At 68.7% G+C, this 18196-nt stretch carries 20 protein-coding genes; 8 read left to right on the top strand and 12 right to left on the bottom strand.

Going from position 1 to position 18196, the window contains the following annotated elements; all coding sequences use genetic code 11:
- The 5 genes from LPA44_RS16700 to LPA44_RS16680 form a co-directional block, all read left to right on the top strand.
- On the top strand, nucleotides 1–264 hold a 264-nt coding region (locus tag LPA44_RS16700; RefSeq protein WP_230890629.1), incomplete at its 5' end, for a universal stress protein.
- Nucleotide 265: 1 nt separating this feature from the next.
- Nucleotides 266–877, top strand: coding sequence for an AIM24 family protein (locus tag LPA44_RS16695; protein WP_230890628.1), 612 nt, complete (start codon nucleotides 266–268; stop codon nucleotides 875–877).
- Between the two features lie 57 nt (nucleotides 878–934).
- Complete coding sequence (locus tag LPA44_RS16690) at nucleotides 935–1903, top strand: ROK family protein (RefSeq protein ID WP_230890627.1); 969 nt, start codon at nucleotides 935–937, stop codon at nucleotides 1901–1903.
- Nucleotides 1904–2203: 300 nt separating this feature from the next.
- Nucleotides 2204–3652, top strand: coding sequence for an LVIVD repeat-containing protein (locus tag LPA44_RS16685; protein ID WP_230890626.1), 1449 nt, complete (start codon nucleotides 2204–2206; stop codon nucleotides 3650–3652).
- Nucleotides 3653–3784: 132 nt separating this feature from the next.
- Nucleotides 3785–4156, top strand: a complete 372-nt coding sequence (locus tag LPA44_RS16680) for a NifU family protein (RefSeq protein WP_230890625.1) — start codon at nucleotides 3785–3787, stop codon at nucleotides 4154–4156.
- On the opposite strand, the gene LPA44_RS16675 is transcribed toward LPA44_RS16680, so the two are convergent.
- The 3 genes from LPA44_RS16675 to LPA44_RS18165 form a co-directional block, all read right to left on the bottom strand.
- Nucleotides 4157–5584, bottom strand: coding sequence for a DUF402 domain-containing protein (locus tag LPA44_RS16675; RefSeq protein WP_230890624.1), 1428 nt, complete (start codon nucleotides 5582–5584; stop codon nucleotides 4157–4159).
- The gene (locus LPA44_RS16670; RefSeq protein ID WP_230890623.1) at nucleotides 5581–5973 is read right to left on the bottom strand and encodes a DUF7532 family protein; all 393 of its coding nucleotides are present in this window, start codon (nucleotides 5971–5973) and stop codon (nucleotides 5581–5583) included. Before LPA44_RS16670 ends, LPA44_RS16675 begins: the two co-directional genes overlap by 4 nt.
- A gap of 254 nt (nucleotides 5974–6227) precedes the next feature.
- Complete coding sequence (locus LPA44_RS18165; RefSeq protein ID WP_269070421.1) at nucleotides 6228–6359, bottom strand: hypothetical protein; 132 nt, start codon at nucleotides 6357–6359, stop codon at nucleotides 6228–6230.
- A gap of 120 nt (nucleotides 6360–6479) precedes the next feature.
- Here LPA44_RS18165 and LPA44_RS16665 point away from each other — a divergent pair, with 120 nt between their 5' ends.
- Nucleotides 6480–7562, top strand: coding sequence for a PrsW family intramembrane metalloprotease (locus LPA44_RS16665; RefSeq protein WP_230890622.1), 1083 nt, complete (start codon nucleotides 6480–6482; stop codon nucleotides 7560–7562).
- Here the strand turns inward: LPA44_RS16665 and LPA44_RS16660 are convergent.
- On the bottom strand, nucleotides 7556–8146 hold the full coding sequence (locus tag LPA44_RS16660) for a riboflavin synthase (protein WP_230890621.1): 591 nt from the start codon (nucleotides 8144–8146) through the stop codon (nucleotides 7556–7558). The genes LPA44_RS16665 and LPA44_RS16660 overlap by 7 nt on opposite strands.
- A gap of 88 nt (nucleotides 8147–8234) precedes the next feature.
- Here LPA44_RS16660 and LPA44_RS16655 point away from each other — a divergent pair, with 88 nt between their 5' ends.
- Nucleotides 8235–8471, top strand: coding sequence for a DUF7533 family protein (locus LPA44_RS16655; protein WP_230890620.1), 237 nt, complete (start codon nucleotides 8235–8237; stop codon nucleotides 8469–8471).
- Here the strand turns inward: LPA44_RS16655 and LPA44_RS16650 are convergent.
- The 8 genes from LPA44_RS16650 to LPA44_RS16620 form a co-directional block, all read right to left on the bottom strand.
- A complete protein-coding gene (locus LPA44_RS16650; RefSeq protein ID WP_230890619.1) occupies nucleotides 8465–9490 on the bottom strand; it encodes a M24 family metallopeptidase in 1026 nt (341 codons plus the stop codon). The genes LPA44_RS16655 and LPA44_RS16650 overlap by 7 nt on opposite strands.
- Entirely contained in the window at nucleotides 9491–11320 is a 1830-nt protein-coding gene (locus LPA44_RS16645; protein ID WP_230890618.1) for a UvrD-helicase domain-containing protein, read from the bottom strand. It lies immediately after the preceding gene.
- Nucleotides 11321–11390: 70 nt separating this feature from the next.
- Entirely contained in the window at nucleotides 11391–11549 is a 159-nt protein-coding gene (locus LPA44_RS18520; RefSeq protein WP_169793378.1) for a DUF7563 family protein, read from the bottom strand.
- A 68-nt stretch (nucleotides 11550–11617) separates the two neighbouring features.
- Nucleotides 11618–11794: an HVO_0416 family zinc finger protein gene (locus LPA44_RS16640; RefSeq protein ID WP_169793377.1), complete on the bottom strand. Its 177-nt coding sequence runs from the start codon at nucleotides 11792–11794 to the stop codon at nucleotides 11618–11620.
- A gap of 63 nt (nucleotides 11795–11857) precedes the next feature.
- Nucleotides 11858–12898: a zinc-dependent alcohol dehydrogenase family protein gene (locus LPA44_RS16635; RefSeq protein ID WP_230890617.1), complete on the bottom strand. Its 1041-nt coding sequence runs from the start codon at nucleotides 12896–12898 to the stop codon at nucleotides 11858–11860.
- Between the two features lie 68 nt (nucleotides 12899–12966).
- Entirely contained in the window at nucleotides 12967–13518 is a 552-nt protein-coding gene (locus LPA44_RS16630; RefSeq protein WP_230890616.1) for a GNAT family N-acetyltransferase, read from the bottom strand.
- Nucleotides 13519–13578: 60 nt separating this feature from the next.
- Complete coding sequence (locus LPA44_RS16625; protein ID WP_230890615.1) at nucleotides 13579–15090, bottom strand: carboxypeptidase M32; 1512 nt, start codon at nucleotides 15088–15090, stop codon at nucleotides 13579–13581.
- A gap of 26 nt (nucleotides 15091–15116) precedes the next feature.
- On the bottom strand, nucleotides 15117–16208 hold the full coding sequence (locus LPA44_RS16620) for a M20 family metallopeptidase (RefSeq protein ID WP_230890614.1): 1092 nt from the start codon (nucleotides 16206–16208) through the stop codon (nucleotides 15117–15119).
- A 135-nt stretch (nucleotides 16209–16343) separates the two neighbouring features.
- Between LPA44_RS16620 and LPA44_RS16615 the strand changes: the two genes are divergently transcribed.
- A complete protein-coding gene (locus LPA44_RS16615) occupies nucleotides 16344–18191 on the top strand; it encodes a PINc/VapC family ATPase (protein ID WP_230890613.1) in 1848 nt (615 codons plus the stop codon).
- Nucleotides 18192–18196 lie beyond the last annotated feature (5 nt).

Below are 18196 nucleotides of genomic sequence, written 5' to 3'. Positions count from 1 at the left end.
GCCGACGTCGTGGCGCGCCGCCACGCAACGCTTCGGGACCACGACGACCACCTGAGCGACGCGGGCGTCGACTACGACGTGCGCGGGCACATCGGCGAGCACGGCGAGAGCATCGTCGCGCTCGCGGACGACGTGAACGCCGACATCGCGGTCGTCGGCGGCCGGAAGCGCTCGCCCGCTGGGAAGGCCGTCTTCGGCAGCACCGCCCAGACGGTGCTGCTGTCGGCGCCGTGCCCAGTGACGTTCGTGCGTAGCGACCACTGAGATGGAGGCGACCGCCGAGGACGGCACGGGCGGGCTGCTCGTCGTGGAGTTGGAGGCTGGAGAGTCCCTGCTCGCGGCGTCGGGCGCGCTCGTGGACTACGTCGGGAACCTCCGCGTCGAGCGCGCTCGCGAGGGCGTGCTGCGGTCGGTAGCGAACGCCCGCGAGCGCCAGCGCACGCCCGTTCGCGTGGTCGCCGACACCGCGACGACCGTGCGGTTCGCGCCGCCCCACCACGGCAGCCTCGTCGCCGCCGACCTCGACGACGATAACGTGGCAGCGACCCGTGATGCGTTCGTCGCGGCGACCGGCGACGTCCGCGTAGGTGCCGACCGCGTCGGCGACGCACCCGCTCGCGGCAGTGGCCTCTTCCTCACGACCGTCTCCGGCGGCGGGACGGCGTACCTCGCGGGCCGCGGACGCGTCGACTGCGTGCAGGTGCCCGAGGGCGAGGAGCGCGTCGTCGCAGCCGCGAACGTCGTCGCATTCGACACGGACGCCGCGGTCTCCGTGGAGCGCGTCGGTGCCGTCGAGGAGGCCGAGCCGGTCTGTCGGATTCGCGGGCCGGCGACCGTCTGGACGGCGACGCGGCCCGTGCCTGGCGCGACGAACTAACGCGGCTGCGAGTGAAAACTGTGCAGTTAAGTGCGATGCCCGGCCTAATCGAGGTAGATGCCGTACTACGTCGGCGTTGACCTCGGCGCGACAAACCTGCGCGCCGCCGTCGCGAACGACGACGCGACCGTCGTCGCCACTGACAAGCGACCGACGCCCCGCGGGCCGACGGGGATTCACGTCACGGAAGCCGTCCTCGACGCCGTGCGCGCCGCCTGCGAGGACGCCAGCGTCGACCCCGCCGAAGTGCGCGCCGCTGGCATCGGCAGCATCGGCCCGCTGGACCTCGCGGAAGGAACCATCGACGGCCCCGCGAACCTCCCGGACTCGGTCGGGACGGTCCCCCTCGTGGGCCCGATTTCGAACCTCATCGACTCCGAGCGCGTCTACCTCCACAACGACACTGTCGCGGGCGTCATCGGCGAGCGCTTCCACGCCGACAGCAACCCCGACGACATGGCGTACGTCACCATCTCCTCGGGCATCGGCGCGGGCGTCGCCGTCGACGGCAACGTGCTGGAGGGCTGGGACGGCAACGCCGGCGAACTCGGCCACATGCTCGTCGACCCGCAGGGCCGCCGGACGTGTGGCTGCGGGCGCGACGGCCACTGGGAGGCGTACTGCTCGGGGAACAACATCCCCGAGTACGCTCGCATGCTCGCCGAGGAGGACGGCGGCGTCGAGACCGCTCTCCCGATGGACGACCCCGAGTTCTCCGCGAAGCACGTCTTCGAGCACGCGGGCACCGACGAATTCGCCAGCCACGTCGTCGACCAGATCGGCTTCTGGAACGCGATGGGCATCACGAACCTCGTGCAGTCGTACGCCCCGCTGGTCGTCTACGTCGGCGGCGCCGTCGCGCTCAATAATCCGGACCAAGTTCTGGACCCCATTCGCGAGTACCTCGACGACGGCGTGTTCAACAACGTCCCCGAAGTCCGCCTCACCTCGCTCGGCGACGACGTCGTGCTCCACGGCGCCGTCGCCTCCGCCATTACTGGTGGTACGGGCGAGCGAACGCGATAACCCCCTCTCCGACTTCTCATCTCCCCGTCGCCCAAACGAGTAACCGCGCGATAGTAGCAACCGCCACAGTCCACGGCCACGGGGTGGACTGAAAGGGGGCAAGGCTGTGGACGAAGGCAGGCGAAGCAAGCACCGCAGCGAACGCAGTGAGCGAGGAGCACAGCGAGCCTCCCGAGTCCACAGCCTCGGGGCTTTCGAGGAGGAAACAACGTGAACGAGAAGAGCAAGAGCGAGAACACCAGCAAATCAAACAGAGCGAATGCCCGCAGGACTTTTCCACGCAACCGCCGGAGGGGGCGTATGCGACGACGAGACGTGCTCCGCGCGACTGCCGCCGCGGCCGCCCTCCCGTTCGCGAGCACGACCGTTTCAGCGACCGCGAGCCAGCAGTCGGCGTTCGAGCCGCTGGGCGTGCTCGACCTCGGCGGAACCAAAGAGGTCGTAGTGGACGACGCCGGGGAGACGGCGTACGTGGCGACGACCGACGGCATCGCGACCGTCGACGTCTCGGACCCCGCGAATCCCGAGCAGCTCGCCGGCGTAGCGCCGCTGTTGGACGACCACGAGAACGGGCCGATGCGGATGGTCTACGACGTGAAACTGGAAGAGGACACACTCATCGCGGTCGGGCCGGCGAACCCGACGCAGACCGAGACCGTGCAGGGCGTCGTCGTCTTCGACGTGAGCAACCCCGCAAATCCGGTACAGACCGGCTTCCACGAGACCGAGTTCCCGATTCACAACGCCTACCTGCAGGACGGCGTGGCGTACCTCACGGCAAACGACGGCGCGAAGAACCCCGCCGTCTTCGTCGACGTCTCCGGGGACACAATCGAGGAGGTCGGGCGGTGGTCGAACGTCGACCACGACGAACGCTGGCAAGAGGTCTACGCGGGATTGCGGGCGTGCCACGACCTCTACGTGCACGGGGACACGCTCTACATCGCGTACTGGGACGCGGGTACGTGGCTAGTGGACGTCAGCGACCCCGCCAACCCCGAGTACGTCAATCACTTCGGCCACTACAGCGTCGAGGACCTACAAGACATGCCCACCAGCGAGGCCGGCGCCGAGAGCCTCTCCATTCCCGGCAACTCCCACTACATCGCCGTGAACGACGACGCGTCCGTGCTCGCGTCCGGCGCGGAGGCGTGGGACGTGGACACCGACGACTCCGACCCGGGGCAGGGCGGCATCGACCTCTGGGACGTCAGCGACCCGCAGAACCCCGAGAAACTGTCGTTCATCGCGCCGCCACCCACGCCCGACGGCACCCGGCAGGGGACGTGGACGACCAGCCACAACTTCGAGTTCCACGGAGAGAGGCTGTACACGTCCTGGTACCAGGGCGGCGTGAAGATTCACGACGTGAGCGACCCCGCGAATCCCGAGGAGTTGGCGTGGTGGCGCCGGCCCGAGGAGGCGCGGTTCTGGACCGCGCAGTACGCTACCGACGAGGCGTTCGTCGCGGGGAACATGGGCGGGCAGACGTACGATGGGGGCGTCTACACGTTCCCGAATCGCGCGGGCGAGCAGCCCGACCCGCCGACGCTCGAAACGACGACGGTGCCGACGAGCACCGCGACGGAGACGGCCGCACCGACGGAAACCGAGACGGCGACGCCGACGGCGGCCGAGACCACGACCGACGAGTCCGGGGGCGGCGTACCCGGATTTGGCGCGTTCGCCGCGCTCGCGGGCGTCTCGGCGGCCGCACTCGCCGCGTGGCGGCGGGACGACGACGCCTGACACGCGAATTTCGAGAGTCGAGGGGCCGACTGTACTTTTCCGCGATTCCAGTCGAAACGGACGGGTCCAACACGAACGTTGCCTAGTGTCTCAACCGAAAGTACATCACCCGTCGAGCCCGAAGACCCGACTATGAGCGAGACAGCGGGAGCGGGGAGTCTCCACGAGCGCGTCGAGACGTGGCTCACCGCACAGATGCCCATCATCAGGAGCCACGGCGGCACCAGCGCCATCCGGAAGGCCGACCCGTCGGACGGCGAGGTCGTCGTCGAACTCGGCGGCGCGTGTTCGGGCTGTGGCATCAGCCCGCGGACCGCCCAGCGCATCAAGATGGACCTCGCCGCGGAGTTCGACGAGGTCGACGACGTGGTCGTCCGGTTCACGGACGGCGACGGCGGCGGCTGGGGCGGCGACCAGCCCGAGAGCTACATGGGCGTCGACCGTAACGAGGGCGGCCGCGGCGGCCGCGGCGAGGGCAGCCCGGACTCCGACTCCCACTTCTAATCAGTCGTCGTCGCTGACGGCGGCCCGCACGCGTTCGGCGACCGAGAGCGCTTTTTCGGAGAGGGCTTCGCTGACGAGTCCCGCGTCCACGCACTCCTGGAGTTCGTCCTCGTCGACGACTTCGACCGTGCCGTCGGCGTGTTTCACGACGTCGACGTGGAGGTCGACGTAACGCACCCCGTCCGGGAACACCTCGACGGGCGTAGATATATTCAGGTACGTGCCCTTGACGTGGCCGTCCGTGCCCTTGTAGACGGTCGGATACCACCAGTTCCCTTCCGTGAATCGCGTGGTTGCGACGTCGCCGCGCTCGCGTTCGACGCCGAGCGCGTCGTACGCCCCGCCGGGACTCATCTCGCGGCGGACGGTGACGCGGCCGGCGTCGCGGTCGCGGTCCGTGACCTCGCCGCGCCCGATGGTGATGAGGCGGCCGTCGGGCTTGCCGTGCTCGATGGCGACGAGGTCGCCCTCGGTCGGCCCGAACTGGTCGGTGACGGCGCCGAACGGGAAGCCGTCCGTGCTCGCACCGAGCGCCTCCGCGAAGTCGACGGCGCCGCTGGCGGCCTCGCTGCCGGCCTTGATGCGGTGGTGGCCGTCCATCGTCTCCGTGACCTCGCGGCGCGCGTCGTCGAGCGCGAACCGGGAGTCGCGGCCGAACCACGCCCAGACGGTGCGCTCGGGCGCGGCGACCCGGTAGGGGGCGGTGTCGCTGGGCGCGGGCGCGTCTGAAATCGCTTCCTCCAGGCGGTTGGCTAGCGACACGATGTCGTCGAGCACGTCGCCGAGCGCGTCCATGCTCGCGCCGTCCGCGGCGTAGTGCCACTGGACGCCCCACTGGTCGGGGACGTCGGGCGTGAGCAGTTCAGTGGTGCGCGCGAGTTCGTGGTTCCGCGAGCCGTCCGGCGTCCCGGCGACGAGCGCGTCCACGCCGCGTTCGAGGCTCGCGAGCCCGCCGATGGCGCGCAGGTCCGTGCCGACGACCGGCCGGTCGTCGAGCCACCACGGGTTCGGGTCGTGGACCTGCACGCGGACGTGGTCGCCCTCCTCGACGTGCTGGTCGGCCGCGTCGAACGGCAGGTAACCCTCGTGGTCGTCCGCGAGCGCGACCACGGCGCCGCCGCGAACCGTGCGCTCGACGACGCCGTTGAAGATGGCGCCGCGGGCCGCGCGGTCCGGCCAGACGAACGTGTCGATACCAGTGTCCCCGACCACGTCCAGCACGTCCTCGGCGTGTTCGGGTCGGCCGGAGACACCGACCCCCTGTCTGTCGGGCGTCATCGAGACGTCAACGTCGTACTCGGCCGCTTCGAAGTCGGCGTCGAAGCGCGCGCGAATCGGCGGCGACGCGTCCACCACGTCGAAGCCGGCCTCCAGCAGGCGGCGGGTGAGCGCGGTGCTGTAGATGCCGCGGACGCGAACCCGAGTCATTCGAGTTGGCTCCGTTCGCCGGCGAAGCGCACCCGGGCGTCGACGGTCGGCCCGAGCGTCAACTCCACCACCGTCGGCTCGCCGTCTGCTTCCTCCAGCACGCGCGCGCCCTCGACGTACGCGCCCCACGTCTCGAAGCGCACGAATCCGCGGATGTCCTCGCTGTGCGTGAACAGGTCGACGTAGTCGAAGTCGTGCTCGGGGTAGTCAGAGCGCGAGTGCGTGAGGTCCATGTCCGAGTAGACGACCGCGCGGCCCTCGAAGAAGGACTCGACGCGGCGAGCGTCCGCCCGCGCCTGCTCGGCCACGCTGTCCTCGATTTCGGCGATGTCGTCCCGCGAGAGTCCTGCGTCCCGGAGCGCCGCCCGGGTCCGCTGGTCGAAGAGCATACCCGTCCTTCGGCGCGCGGGGTTTTGAGCGTTGCCGCCTAGGCGAATGAATGACCGAGGGACCAACTGATGTCTCGAAAGCCCTCGGGCGGCTCGCGCACGCTGCACGACATATCGCTCGCTACGCTCGCGATAGGGGTCGTGCAGCGAGCGAGTGAACGCGAGCCACCCTCGCCCTTTCATCCGCCAGGAGAGCAGTGTCGTCAGCGCTGTCGCTGCCGGCTGTAGAATTCGCAGTAGAAGTCAGTGCGGCGTCAGTCGTCTGCGGCGGCGGGCGTCGGCTCGGCGCTCGCGTCGGGTTCCTCGGCTTCGGCGTCGTCTGGTCGGTTCGATTCGGGTGTCGGGGGCGCGGAGTACAGCAGGCCGCGACTGGGACTGTATGCCATACTCCTGCGGGAGCCCGCAAGTACGCATAAGGCTGCCCCTTAAGGTGCTTGTTAACATACAAGGGGCGAGACCTGGTTCCGCGAACACACTCAAGGGGGAGGCCGAGAAACGGAACGCCCATGTCGGCCGAACGGGACCCAGTCCAGCGCGCGAGTGAGGGCAACGAAGACCTCTACGACGTGGCGACCTGGGAGTCGCGGACGGCGCTCGACCGCTTCTCGTCGTGGCTGTACGGCGGCATCGTGACGAGCGCGCGGGCGGGCGTCGTCGCGCTCGCGGTGCTCATCGTCGTCGCGCAGTTCGCGGCGGCGCTCGGCCTGGTGTTCATCGACAGGCCGGTCGTCGCGCTCTACGTCCTGCTGTCCGTCGTGCCGGCGCTCGCGATGGCGGGGTTCGTCTGGAAGGCGGACGCGACCAAGCGGGAGCCGATCGAGTTGCTCGTGGTGACGTTCGCGTTCGGGTTCCTGTTCGCCGGGTTCGCCGCCATCCTGAACACCGTCTTCTCGGGGCTGTTCCTCGGGTCGGTCACGGCGGACGCGCCGCTGTGGATTGCCGTCCTGGCGCCCGCGCTGTACTACTTCCTCATCGTCGGCCCGGTAGAGGAGACCGTGAAGTGGCTCGCGATTCGGCTGTACGCGTTCCGCAGCGACCGCTTCGACGCGGTCGTCGACGGCGCGGTGTACGGCGCGGTCGCCGGCCTCGGGTTCGCTACTATCGAGAACGCCATCTACATCGGCCGCGAGGTGGTGATGGCCGCCAGCGCCACGGGTGGCACCGCGGCCATCGACGTCGGCCTCCAGACCGCCGCAGTGCGCACGCTCGCAGGCCCCGGCCACGTCATCTACTCGGCGTTCGCTGGCTACTACCTCGGGCTCGCGAAGTTCAACCCGGACGACGCCGGCCCCATCGTCGTAAAGGGGCTGGTCATCGCCGCGGTCATCCACGCGACGTACAACACGGTCGTGACGAACCTCGGCATCCTGACGGACACGCTCGGCGTCGCGCCCGGCCTCGCGTTCATCGGATTCGTCGTTCTCTACGACGGCGCGCTGTTCTACGTGCTCTACCGGAAACTCGTCGCGTACCGCGCGGCCTACGAGCGCACGGGCGCCAGCACGTTCGAGAAACCTGAACCCGAGCACGAGAAGGAGGACGTCGAATTCCTCATCAGCGACCTCGAATCGGACGAGGACCGTCAGTAGGTGTCGAGGCGTTCGACGTACTTCGCGACGACGTCGACTTCGACGTTCACGCGGTCGCCGGCCGCGCGCTCGGAGAGCGTCGTGAGGTCGTAGGTCGTCGGCACGACGGCGACCGAGAACGTTCCATTCCCGTCGTCCACGCTCGCGACAGTGAGGCTGATGCCGTCGAGTGTAATCGAGCCCTTCTGCGCGACGTACTGCTCGTGGCCCTCGGGGAGCGCGAACGTGTACGTCCAGTCCTCGCCGACTTCCTCGACGGCGACGACCTCGGTGGTCGTGTCGACGTGGCCCTGCACGATGTGGCCGTCGAGGCGGCCCTCGGCGGGGAGCGCGCGTTCGAGGTTGACCTCGTCGCCCTCGCGGACCGAATCCAGCGTGGTCGCTTCGAGCGTCTCCGTGGCGGTGAACGCCGTGAACCAGTCCGAACCGAACTCTTCGACGGTGAGGCAGACGCCGCCGACGCTGATGCTGTCGCCGTGACCGAAGCCGCTCAGGTCGTCGGTCGCGATGCGGATGCGGCGGCCGTCGGGCTCGTCGACGACGCGCTCGACGGTGCCCGTCTCCTCGATGATGCCGGTGAACACGCCAACAGATTCGTGATTCGTAACAAAAACGCTGTGGGTTTCGGCACGGGCGGACGGGCTTATGTGGCCCGAGCGCCCACAGACGAGCATGAAACTCCTCGACGCCATCTCGCTGGCCGTCGCGGTGGCGTTCGCCGCGCCAGCCGCGCTGTTCGGCGTCGAAACGCTGCTCGCGGGCGACTCGACGGGCTGGGTGTTCCTCGGGTTCGCCGCCGGCATCATCGCCTTCGAGCAGTACGTCACGATGCCGACGGACGTGCCGATTCTCGCCGCCCAGAAGGCCACGGACGCGGTCGTCGAAGAGCCCGACGAGGAGAATCAGTAGTCGGGCTTCGGGACGACCGAGCGCGGGAAGTCGCCGACTCGCTTGACGCCGTCCTCGGTGGCGACCGCGAGGTCCGCGACCCACACCGTCTTCTCGGCGTCCAGTTCTGCACGAACCGCCAGCACCGCGCCCGGTTCGATGACATCCTCACCACCGGGGAGTTCGCGGCGTTCGAGGCCGACGCCGTGAACAGTTCCGGTGCCGGCGGTCGGCGGGAAGCCGTACGAGCCGAGTTCCGCCGTCACTTCGTCGGCAGCGGCGTCGACAGTCGCCTCACCGACGTCCACGATGTCGATGCCGGCGTCGACGGCGTACTCGCCGGCGAGCGTCGCGCGGCGCTCCCAGCCACCGTCGCTGTCCGCGACGAACGTGCGCGCGAGCCAGCCGTAGTAGCCATCGACTCGTGGAGTGACGCGAATCGGGACTGGGTCGCTGGCGGCAATCGGTCCCTCCGCGTCGACGACGGTTTCGGGGTCCGCGCCGGCCTGCGCCATCGCCGCGTTCGCGGCGCGGCGCACGCGCTCGGCGGTCACGTCGCCCGCGTCGTCCGCGAGCGGGTCGCCAGCGGCGTTCGCGAGGAGTGCGGCGGCAGCCGCTATCCCGTCCTCGGCAGCGGCCTGTGCGTCGCGGAGCGCGGCGAGTTCGCCGTCGATCTTCCGTTCTCTCGCGCGCAGGTGGGCGTCCGTCGAGGAGACGTCCACGCCGGCGTTGTCGAGGTAGAGCGCGGCGTCGTGCGGGAGCATTCGGGGAGCGAGCACCGAGTCCCCGACGAGACTAGGGAGGCGCTCGGCGGGCGTCGCGACGGGGTCGAGAACCCTCGCGTCGTCGTGGACGGAGACGTAGTCGGGGAGCGGGCGCTCCGGGACGACGGCGACGCGGCCGGCGTAGACGACGGCCGCGCGACACGGGAGGGCGGCACCGCTCAGGGCGTGAACGAGCGGGTCGCCGGCCGGGCCGACGAAAACGAAGGCGTCAGCGCTCGCGTCGGTGAGCGCGCTGTCGAGAGCCGCGGGCCGCATTCACGGGAGGTGAACGGGGGTGTCGGCTTCGAGGGCCTCGTCGAGAGAGCGCCCGGTCTGCTCGCCGTACAGCAACACGTCGATGGGGAGCGTCGGGGCGCCGTTGATGAGGTTCTGGAGGAGCACGAGGCGCTCGCGCGCCCGGCTCATGCCGACGTAGAACACGCGGCGCTCGTTGTCCGTCAGAATCGGGACGGGGCTCGTCTTGGAGGTGAACTCCACGCCCTCCGGGATGTCCTCGGGGTCGGCGGTCGCGGCCATCTGCTCGACGACCTTCTCGGTGAGGTCCGTCGAGACGAAGACGTGGTCGGCCTCGCGGCCCTTCGCGGAGTGGATGGTGCCGACGCGCACGCGGTCGGGGTCCATGCCGCGGTAGTCGCCCTGGAAGTACGCGTCGATGCTGCGGCGCTGGTAGCGCGTAACCTTCCGGAGCATGTCCGCGGCCGCCGAGGGGCCGGGCACGAACGGCACGTAGTCGCGGATGAAGTCCGCGGTGAACGTGAGTTCGGTGAGGTCGGTGTCCTCGCCCTGCGCCTCGTCGATGGCCTCCCGGAGGTCGTTGCGCTCGCGGGTGCCGAACGCCGAGTCCTGGAGCATGTCCATCAGGCGGCGGGCCTGCAGGCCGTCGATGGGGTCGTCGTTCTCGAGGGCTTCCACGGCGGAGATGTACTGCTGGAGGCGGTCCGTCCAGAGGCGCTGGTCGGTCAGCGCCTTGAACGGGATGCCCTCGCCGATGAATTCGTCGACGAAGTCGAACAGCTGGTAGCGCGCGCGGAACAGCACCATCACGGTCTCGTCGTCGGAGTCCTCGACGGTCCGGCGGACGTTCCGCACGAGGTCGAGCATCGACGGGCTCTCGACGGCCTCGACGCTGCCGCCCTCCTTGCGGGGTTCGAGGTCCTTCTCCTGGCGGGTCTCGATGTGGCTAATCTCCTGTTGGACGACCTTCAGCACTTCAGAGGGCAGTCGGTAGGAGTTCGGGAGCACGACGTCGTCGGTGACCTTCGTGTTCAGCAGGAGTTCGGGGTCGGCGCCCTGCCACGCGTAGACGACCTGGTCGTCGTCGCCTGCGATGAGCACGCGCTCCATGTGGGGCCGCCACTCCTCGTAGACGTCGTACTGGAGGCTGGTGATGTCCTGAAACTCGTCGATGACGAGGTAGTCGACGTCGGGGAGCAGCGAGCGCTGCTGGACGCGCTCGAGCATGTCCGCGAAGCCGACGAGCTCGTTCTCGCCCTTGTACGCGCGCCACGCCCGAATCGCTTCGGGGATGTCGTAGCGCTCGTCGCTGGACGGCCACGTCGGCGTGTACTTGTTGCCGACCTGCGCGTTCTCGTCGATTTCCGGGGGCAGTCGCACTTCCTCGTCGTTCCAGCGGAACGGGACGTCGTACCAGTCGGCGACGTCGCGGCTGGTTCGCTGGAGCCACTGGGAGGTCGCGATGACCTTGTTCCCGAGCGTGGTCGAGCGCGCGGTGCGCCGCGACCCCGAGGAGTACTCGTCCTCGAAGGGGATGCCGTACTCCTCGCAGAACTCCTCTTTGTCGTCCTCGCCGACGACGTCGCCACGCGACAGCCCGAGCAGCTCGTAGGCTTTGGCGTGCATCGTGGCGACGTTCCCGCGCAGCGAGCGCGGGTTGACGTCGAGTCGCTCGGCGAGCCGTTCGCGGACCTCGGCCGCTGCGGCACGCGTGTACGAGACGACGAGAATGTCGCGTACGTCAACGTCGTCGTCTTCGAGAATTTCCTCGACGTGGTCGAGGAGCGCGGTCGTCTTCCCGCTCCCCGGACCACCGAACAGCCGCGTGACTTCCGGCTCCGAGTCCGTCATTAGACAACTAGAGGAACCGAAACGGTATAAACCGCTTGAAATTCTCCGCTACACAGACAGGACGGAGGGGCTACGTCCGGCGGGTAGACCTCGCCTCCCGTACTTCCGCGCCGTCGCGAATCTTGTCCTCGCAGTTGGGACACACGCGCGGGGCGCCCTGTTCGTTCGGCGTGAACACTCTCGCGTACGCGTCGGTCACGAACGACCCACAGTTCTGGCACTCCGGCATGACTTCACGCCAACCTTTCTCGGGGTTCGTCTTAGGTGTGCTGGCCGTCGAAGGAAGGGGCTGCCCGACTACGCGGGCGACCAGCCACACACTGTACAGGTTCGCGCGTTGCCGTCGTGGAGCCCACCGCACTCCGGACACTGCTTCTTGTTGTAGCTCTCCTCCCACGTCTGTGTCTCGTGGCCGCGGTCTTCGAGGAACTCGTCCAGAAGCGAGTCGTCGTCCGGAGTCGATGCGCTCGACATGATACGTGGTACGCTATGCCATACCACTACTTGAATCTATCGAGGTGACAGCCGAGTACAACGTCAGGGCTTCACGAGCACCTTGATGGCCTCGCGCTCGTCCATCGCGCGGTAGCCCTCGTCCACGTCGTCGAGGCCGACGGTCTTCGTGAAGATGGGCGACGGGTCAAGCGTCCCCTGTAGGACGTCGTCCATCAGTTCCTCGGCGTACGCACGGACCGGCGCGACGCCGCCGTTCAGCGTGATGTTGTCGCTGAACATCGTGAACACGTCCAGGCCCTCCTCGGTGACGCCGTACGGAACGCCGACGTAGCCGACCGTCCCGCCGGGCCGCGCGATGGCGATGGCAGTGTCCATCGCGGACGCCGCGCCGACGCACTCCATGACGTGGTTCGCGCCGCCGTGCGTGAGTTCGGTCGCGCGCTCGATTGCCTCGTCGCCCCGCGCGGCGATAGTGTCCGTCGCACCGAACTCCTCAGCGAGTTCGAGGCGCTCCTCGTGGTGCCCCATCGCGATGATGCGCTCGGCGCCGAGGCGCTGGGCGGCGAGCACGCCACAGAGCCCGACCGCGCCGTCCCCGATGACGACGGCGGTGTCGCCCTCGCCGACGCCCGCGCTGACCGCGGCGTGGTGGCCCGTCCCCATCACGTCCGTCAGCGGCAGCAGCGCTTCGAGCGTGTCCTCGTCGTCGGCGTAGCGGTCCGGCACCCGGACGAGCGTGCCGTCCGCGTACGGGCACTTCACGTACTCGCCCTGTCCGCCACCGTTCTCGCCGCTCCACGACTCGTCCTCCACGCAGGACGTGTACAGGCCCTTCCGACAGAACTCGCACTCCCCACAGCTAATCGCGAACGGCGCGAGCACGCGGTCGCCAGGCTCGACCGAGGTCACGTCGTCGCCGACTGCCTCGACGATGCCCATCGGCTCGTGGCCGACGCGCGACCCCTCCTCGCGGTCGCCCTCCCCGCGGTAGAACCAGAGGTCCGACCCGCAGACGGCGGTGTGCGTGACGCGGACGACGGCGTCGCTGGGCGACTCGACTTCGGGCTTCGGGACGTCCTCGACGGTAATCTCGCCGGGACCCTGATAGGTTGCTGCGCGCATGGTTACGACTGGGTGCGGAACGCGGAAAAAGCCACCCGGCCGGCGACGGCCTCGCCGACACCGGAACGCTACGTATCCTCCCACTCATCGCGGAGCAAGCCGTACGTCAGCATGTCGTGGTAGTAGCCGCGGTAGAACGCCGCCTCCCGGCGCGTCCCCTCGTGGGTGAAGCCGAGCGATTCGAGGAGGCCGATGGAGGCGTCGTTGAACGCGCCGACGTGCGCGGTGACCCGGCGCATGTTCAAGTCCTCGAAGGCGTACTGCACGAGGCGACCGGCGGCCTCGCTGCCGTACCCGCGGCCGTGGTACTCCGGGCTGAGGTGGTACGCGAGTTCGACACTCCGCGCGCGGTCGGTCGCCGTCGGCCCGTACTCGGTGGTGGTCAGCGAGACGACGCCGACCGGCTCCTCGTCCACGCAGACGAGACACTTCACGTCCGTCTCCGAGGTGAGCGAGCGCTCGAAGTACGACTCCGCAGTGTCCTCGTTCGCCGGCAGCGGGTCGAGGGCCGGTCGCCACACCTGCGGGTGGTTCAGCCACTCCCGAATCGCGTCGAGGTCCTCGCGCTCGGGCGGCCGGAGCGTGACCGTGTCGCCGCGCAAGAATATCGGACCGGGCATACGGCCATCACCCGGGACGCGAAGCATAAGCCTTCGGTGGCCGGGCGGCCGCCAGCCCCGCTACAGGTCGTAGAGGTCGGTGTACTTCTCGGTGACGTAGTCGACGAAGTGGTCGGCGTTGTACGCCTCGCCGGTGGCTTCTTCGACGAGTTCGGGCGTCGTGTACTTCGCGCCGTGCTGGTGGACGTGCTCTTCGAGCCAGTCGGCGATGACGTCGAAGTTCCCGTTGCGCACCTTCTCGTCGACGTCGCCGACGTCGGCTTCGAGGGCGTCGTAAATCTGGGCGGCGAGCACGCTCCCCAGCGAGTACGTCGGGAAGTAGCCGAAGGAGCCGTGGCTCCAGTGGATGTCCTGCAGGCAGCCCTCCGCGTCGGTGTCGGGGCGGATGCCGAGGTACTCCTCGTACTTGTCGTTCCAGCGCTCGGGCACGTCCTCGACGTCGAGGTCGCCCTCGATGAGTTCGCGCTCGATTTCGAAGCGCACGATGATGTGCATGTGGTAGGTGAGTTCGTCCGCTTCGACCCGGATGAGGTTGTCCTCGTACACCTCGTTGGCGGCCTCGTAGGCCTCCTCGGGGGTGGCGTCCTCGATTTGCGGGAAGCGCGCTTTCATCGCGGGCAGGAACTTCTCCCAGAAGACGCGGGAGCGCCCGACGTGGTTCTCCCAGAGGCGGCTCTGGGACTCGTGGACGGTGAGGTCGCGGGACTCGCCGAGCGGGTTCCCGTACTGCTCGCGGGGGAGACCGAGCGTGTAGCGCGCGTGTCCGAATTCGTGAATCGTGGACATCAGGGCGTCGACGGGGTCGTCCTCGCTGAAGCGCGTGGTGACGCGGGCGTCGAACTGATTCCCGGTGGAAAACGGGTGCGGCGCGGTGTCGATGCGGCCGTGCTCGAAGTCGTAGCCGAGCGTGTCCAGCACGTCCCGGGCGAGTTCTTCCTGCGTGTCAACGTCGAACTCGCCCTCGAAGGGGTCCGCGAGTTCGACATCGCTCTCGCGGACGTCCTCAATGAGCGGGACGAGTTCCTCGCGGAGGCGTTCGAGCACGCGCTCGGCGGTGTCGAGGTCGAGGTACGGCTCGTAGTCCGCGAACAGCACCTCGTAGGCGTCCTTCTCGGGGTCGATGTGCTCGGCGTACTCCTTCTTGAGTTCCACGAGGTCCTCGAGAATCGGCGCGAACACCGAGAAGTCGTCCTCTTCCTTGGCTTCCTTCCACTTCGGGAGCGCCTCGGAGGTCGTCTCCGAGATTTCGGCGACGAGTTCGCTGGGCACGCGGTCGGCGCGCTCGTACTCGCGTCGAATCTCGCGGACGACGGCGGCCTGCTCGTCATCGAGGTCCGCGTCCTCGAGTTCGTCCAGCCACTCCCCGACCTTGTCCTCGGTGAGCAGGTCGTGGGACAGCGAGGAGAGCGCTGACTTCTGCTTCGAGCGGGCGGGCGTGCCGCCCTCCGGCATCATCACTTCCTGGTCCCAGGAGAGCAGGCTGTTCGCGTCGTTGACGTTCGAAATCTGTTCGTAGTGGTCGAGGAGGTCCGCGTAGGCGTCGGGGACTTCCTCGGAGGCCTGCGTCGACATACCCTAGGCGTACGCGGCGCGGCCTATCAGGATTGCCCTCGCGGAATTCGTGCTGCGACGCGTTCGTAGACCCGCCGACACCGCGCGAGCACGTCCAGCGAGACGCTCTCGTCGGCCGTGTGCGCCTCGCCCTGCTCGGCCGGCCCGCAGACCAGACAGGTCATCCCGGCGGCCGTGAGCCAGCCTGCGTCCGTCGCGTGGGGCTTGGCGACGTGCTCGCCAGCGCCGTCCTGTACGTCCTGCACGACGTCGATCACGCTGGCGGCGAATCCAGGGTCGTCGCAGGCCATCGGCGGGAGGTTCTGGTCGACCGCCCACGAGACGCCGTCGACGGCTTCGACCGCGCCGACGTCCGCACGCTCGCCCGGGACTGTACGCTCATCGACCGTGACCTCGCAGGACTCGGGAATCACGTTCCACGCCGTCCCACCCTCGATTTCCGTGACGGCGACGCTCCCCGCGAGGTGCTGGCCGAACACGTCGGCCTCGGGCGCGTCGAGTTCGCGGAGCACGTCCACCGCGTCACAGGCACGGTAGACCGCGTTCTCTCCCGACTCGACCTCGCTGGCGTGCGCGGCCTCGCCGGCTGCCGTGACGGTGCTCGCGCGGCGGCCCTTGTGCGCGACGGCGACGTCGAGCACGCCGGGTTCGGAGTACCCCGTCGACCCCTCGCCGACGACGGCGTAGTCGGGCGCGAACCCCTCGTCGATGGCCTGCTGGACGCCCACCCCGCCCAACTCCTCGCCGACGAACGACGCGAACGCGAGCGGGCCGTCGGGGTCCGCATCCCGGAACGCCAGCAGCATCGCCGCGACCGCGCCCTTCATGTCCGCGGTGCCGCGGCCGTAGAGGCGGCCCTCGTCCTCGAAAATCACGTAGTCGCCGTCTTCCGTCTGTGATTCGTCCGGCGGTACGACGTCGTGGTGGCCGACGAGCGCGAGGCTGTCGCCGTCGGCGTCCGGGTTGCGCCACGCGAGGACGTTGCCGGCGTCGTCGCGCTCCACGTCGGCGTCGGTGTGCTCGTGGAGCCACGACGCGATGGCGTCGCCGGCAGCGGTCTCGTCGTCGTGGCTCGGAATCGAGACGAGGCGTTCGGTGAGGTCACGGAGTTCGCCCATCACGCGGCCCGACGCGTTCGAGGGGTTAGTCGGCTTCGGCGGGCGCGAGATTCCCGAGAGTCACGGCCCGCACGGGGACGGCAGCGGGCCGAGGCAAGTACCCTTATCAGTACGCCGCGACTACGCCGAGGTAACATGAACATCGTGCCCGACACGAGCGTCGTCGTCGACGGCCGCATCTCTCAGCGGGTCGAGGACGGCGAGTACGAAGGCGACACCGTCTACATTCCGGAGGCGGTCGTCGGCGAGGTCGAAGCGCAGGCGAACAGCGGCCGACAGACCGGGTGGGACGCCCTGGAGGAGCTCCAGCGGCTCGTCGAACTCGCGGACGACGGCAAAATCAGCATCAAGTACGTCGGCGAGCGCGCCGGCGAGGAGGACATCCAGCGCGCGGCGGCGGGCGCCATCGACGCCATCATCCGGGACGTGGCGATGGAGCACGACGCGCGCCTGCTCACCAGCGACATCGTGCAGGCGGAGGTCGCGAAAGGGAAGGGCATCGACGTGGAGTACCTCGAGCCGCTCGAGCGCGAACTCGGCGAGCTCGGCCTCGAGCAGTACTTCGACGAGCTCACGATGAGCGTCCACCTCAAGGAGGGGATGGTGCCGATGGTCAAGCGCGGCGAGGTCGGCGAAATCGAGTACCAGTCCACCGGCGACGAGGAAATCGACCGCGAGACCATCGAGGAGTACGCCAACGAAGTCATCACGACCGCGAAGCGCGCCGACGACGCGTTCGTCGAGCTCTCCGAGGAGGGGATGACCATCGCGCAGGTGCGGGACATGCGCATCGCCATCTCGCGGCCGCCGTTCTCGGAGGCCGTCGAAATCACCGCCGTGCGCCCCATCGTGAAGACGACGATGGAGGACTACGAGCACGCCGACGAGCTCCGCGAGCGGCTGCTCGAACGGGACCGCGGCGTGCTCATCGCGGGCGCGCCGGGTGCCGGGAAGTCGACGTTCGCGCAGGCCGTCGCGGAGTTCCTCTCCGAGCACGACAACGTCGTGAAGACGATGGAGAAGCCCCGCGACCTGCAGGTCGGCAAGGAGGTCACCCAGTACACGGAACTGGGCGGCGAGATGTCCAAGACCGCCGACTCACTGCTGATGGTGCGGCCCGACTACACCATCTACGACGAGGTGCGGAAGACCGACGACTTCGAGGTGTTCGCGGACATGCGCCTGGCGGGCGTCGGGATGGTCGGCGTCGTGCACGCGACGCGGCCCATCGACGCGCTCCAGCGGCTCGTCGGCCGCGTGGAATTGGGCATGATTCCGCAAATCGTGGACACCGTCGTCTACATCGAGGAGGGCGACGTGGAGACCGTCTACGACGTGACGACGGAGGTGAAGGTGCCCGAGGGCCTCATGGAGGAGGACCTCGCGCGCCCGGTCATCCAGGTCAAGGACTTCGCGACCGGGACGCCCGCCTACGAGATTTACACGTTCAACCGCCAGGTCGTCACGGTCCCCCTCGAGGAGACCGAGGAGGCCCCCGAGTCCGGCGTGGACAAACTCGCGAAGCAGGAGGTCGAACGCGAGATTCAGTCCGCAACCCGCGGCCCCGTCGAGGTGGACATCCGCGGCCCGAACGAGGCCGTGGTGTACGTCTCCGAGGACGAAATCAGCCACGTCATCGGGAAGGGCGGCGGCCGCATCTCGGACATCGAGGACCGCCTCGGCATCAACATCGACGTGCGCACGCTCGGCGAGCGCACCACCGAGACCGCGGGCGGCGGGAGCAGCGAGCAGGAAGCCGGCCAACTCGTGACCCCGGAGGTCACGTCCCGGCACATCATCCTGCCGCTGTCCGGCGACCGCGCGGGCGAGACCGTCGAAGTGCAGGCGGACGGCGAGTACCTGTTCACGGCGACGGTCGGCCGCGGCGGCGACATCCAGGTCTCGCGAGGGTCGGCCATCGCTGAGGAACTAGAGCGCGCCATCGACCGCGAGCGGACGATTACGGTCGTGCCGAACGAGTAAGGAGT

Source organism: Halobacterium sp. KA-4 (genome assembly GCF_021028995.1).
Taxonomy (GTDB): Archaea; Halobacteriota; Halobacteria; order Halobacteriales; family Halobacteriaceae; genus Halobacterium.
The sequence above is the reverse complement of the archived record's forward strand: the minus strand, read 5'-3'. Positions and strand labels throughout refer to the sequence as shown.

What these genes read in the sequence shown, in the direction of transcription:
- LPA44_RS16690 (WP_230890627.1), top strand. Translation starts at nt 935, where the DNA reads ATGCCGTACTACGTCGGCGTTGACCTCGGCGCGACAAACCTGCGCGCC.
- LPA44_RS16650 (WP_230890619.1), bottom strand. Translation starts at nt 9,490, where the DNA reads ATGCGGCCCGCGGCTCTCGACAGCGCGCTCACCGACGCGAGCGCTGAC.
- LPA44_RS16665 (WP_230890622.1), top strand. Translation starts at nt 6,480, where the DNA reads ATGTCGGCCGAACGGGACCCAGTCCAGCGCGCGAGTGAGGGCAACGAA.
- LPA44_RS16685 (WP_230890626.1), top strand. Translation starts at nt 2,204, where the DNA reads ATGCGACGACGAGACGTGCTCCGCGCGACTGCCGCCGCGGCCGCCCTC.
- LPA44_RS16655 (WP_230890620.1), top strand. Translation starts at nt 8,235, where the DNA reads ATGAAACTCCTCGACGCCATCTCGCTGGCCGTCGCGGTGGCGTTCGCC.
- LPA44_RS16635 (WP_230890617.1), bottom strand. Translation starts at nt 12,898, where the DNA reads ATGCGCGCAGCAACCTATCAGGGTCCCGGCGAGATTACCGTCGAGGAC.
- LPA44_RS16675 (WP_230890624.1), bottom strand. Translation starts at nt 5,584, where the DNA reads ATGACTCGGGTTCGCGTCCGCGGCATCTACAGCACCGCGCTCACCCGC.
- LPA44_RS16695 (WP_230890628.1), top strand. Translation starts at nt 266, where the DNA reads ATGGAGGCGACCGCCGAGGACGGCACGGGCGGGCTGCTCGTCGTGGAG.
- LPA44_RS16670 (WP_230890623.1), bottom strand. Translation starts at nt 5,973, where the DNA reads ATGCTCTTCGACCAGCGGACCCGGGCGGCGCTCCGGGACGCAGGACTC.
- LPA44_RS16615 (WP_230890613.1), top strand. Translation starts at nt 16,344, where the DNA reads ATGAACATCGTGCCCGACACGAGCGTCGTCGTCGACGGCCGCATCTCT.
- LPA44_RS16680 (WP_230890625.1), top strand. Translation starts at nt 3,785, where the DNA reads ATGAGCGAGACAGCGGGAGCGGGGAGTCTCCACGAGCGCGTCGAGACG.
- LPA44_RS16620 (WP_230890614.1), bottom strand. Translation starts at nt 16,208, where the DNA reads ATGGGCGAACTCCGTGACCTCACCGAACGCCTCGTCTCGATTCCGAGC.
- LPA44_RS16630 (WP_230890616.1), bottom strand. Translation starts at nt 13,518, where the DNA reads ATGCCCGGTCCGATATTCTTGCGCGGCGACACGGTCACGCTCCGGCCG.
- LPA44_RS18165 (WP_269070421.1), bottom strand. Translation starts at nt 6,359, where the DNA reads ATGGCATACAGTCCCAGTCGCGGCCTGCTGTACTCCGCGCCCCCGACA.
- LPA44_RS16640 (WP_169793377.1), bottom strand. Translation starts at nt 11,794, where the DNA reads ATGTCGAGCGCATCGACTCCGGACGACGACTCGCTTCTGGACGAGTTC.
- LPA44_RS16645 (WP_230890618.1), bottom strand. Translation starts at nt 11,320, where the DNA reads ATGACGGACTCGGAGCCGGAAGTCACGCGGCTGTTCGGTGGTCCGGGG.
- LPA44_RS16625 (WP_230890615.1), bottom strand. Translation starts at nt 15,090, where the DNA reads ATGTCGACGCAGGCCTCCGAGGAAGTCCCCGACGCCTACGCGGACCTC.
- LPA44_RS18520 (WP_169793378.1), bottom strand. Translation starts at nt 11,549, where the DNA reads ATGCCGGAGTGCCAGAACTGTGGGTCGTTCGTGACCGACGCGTACGCG.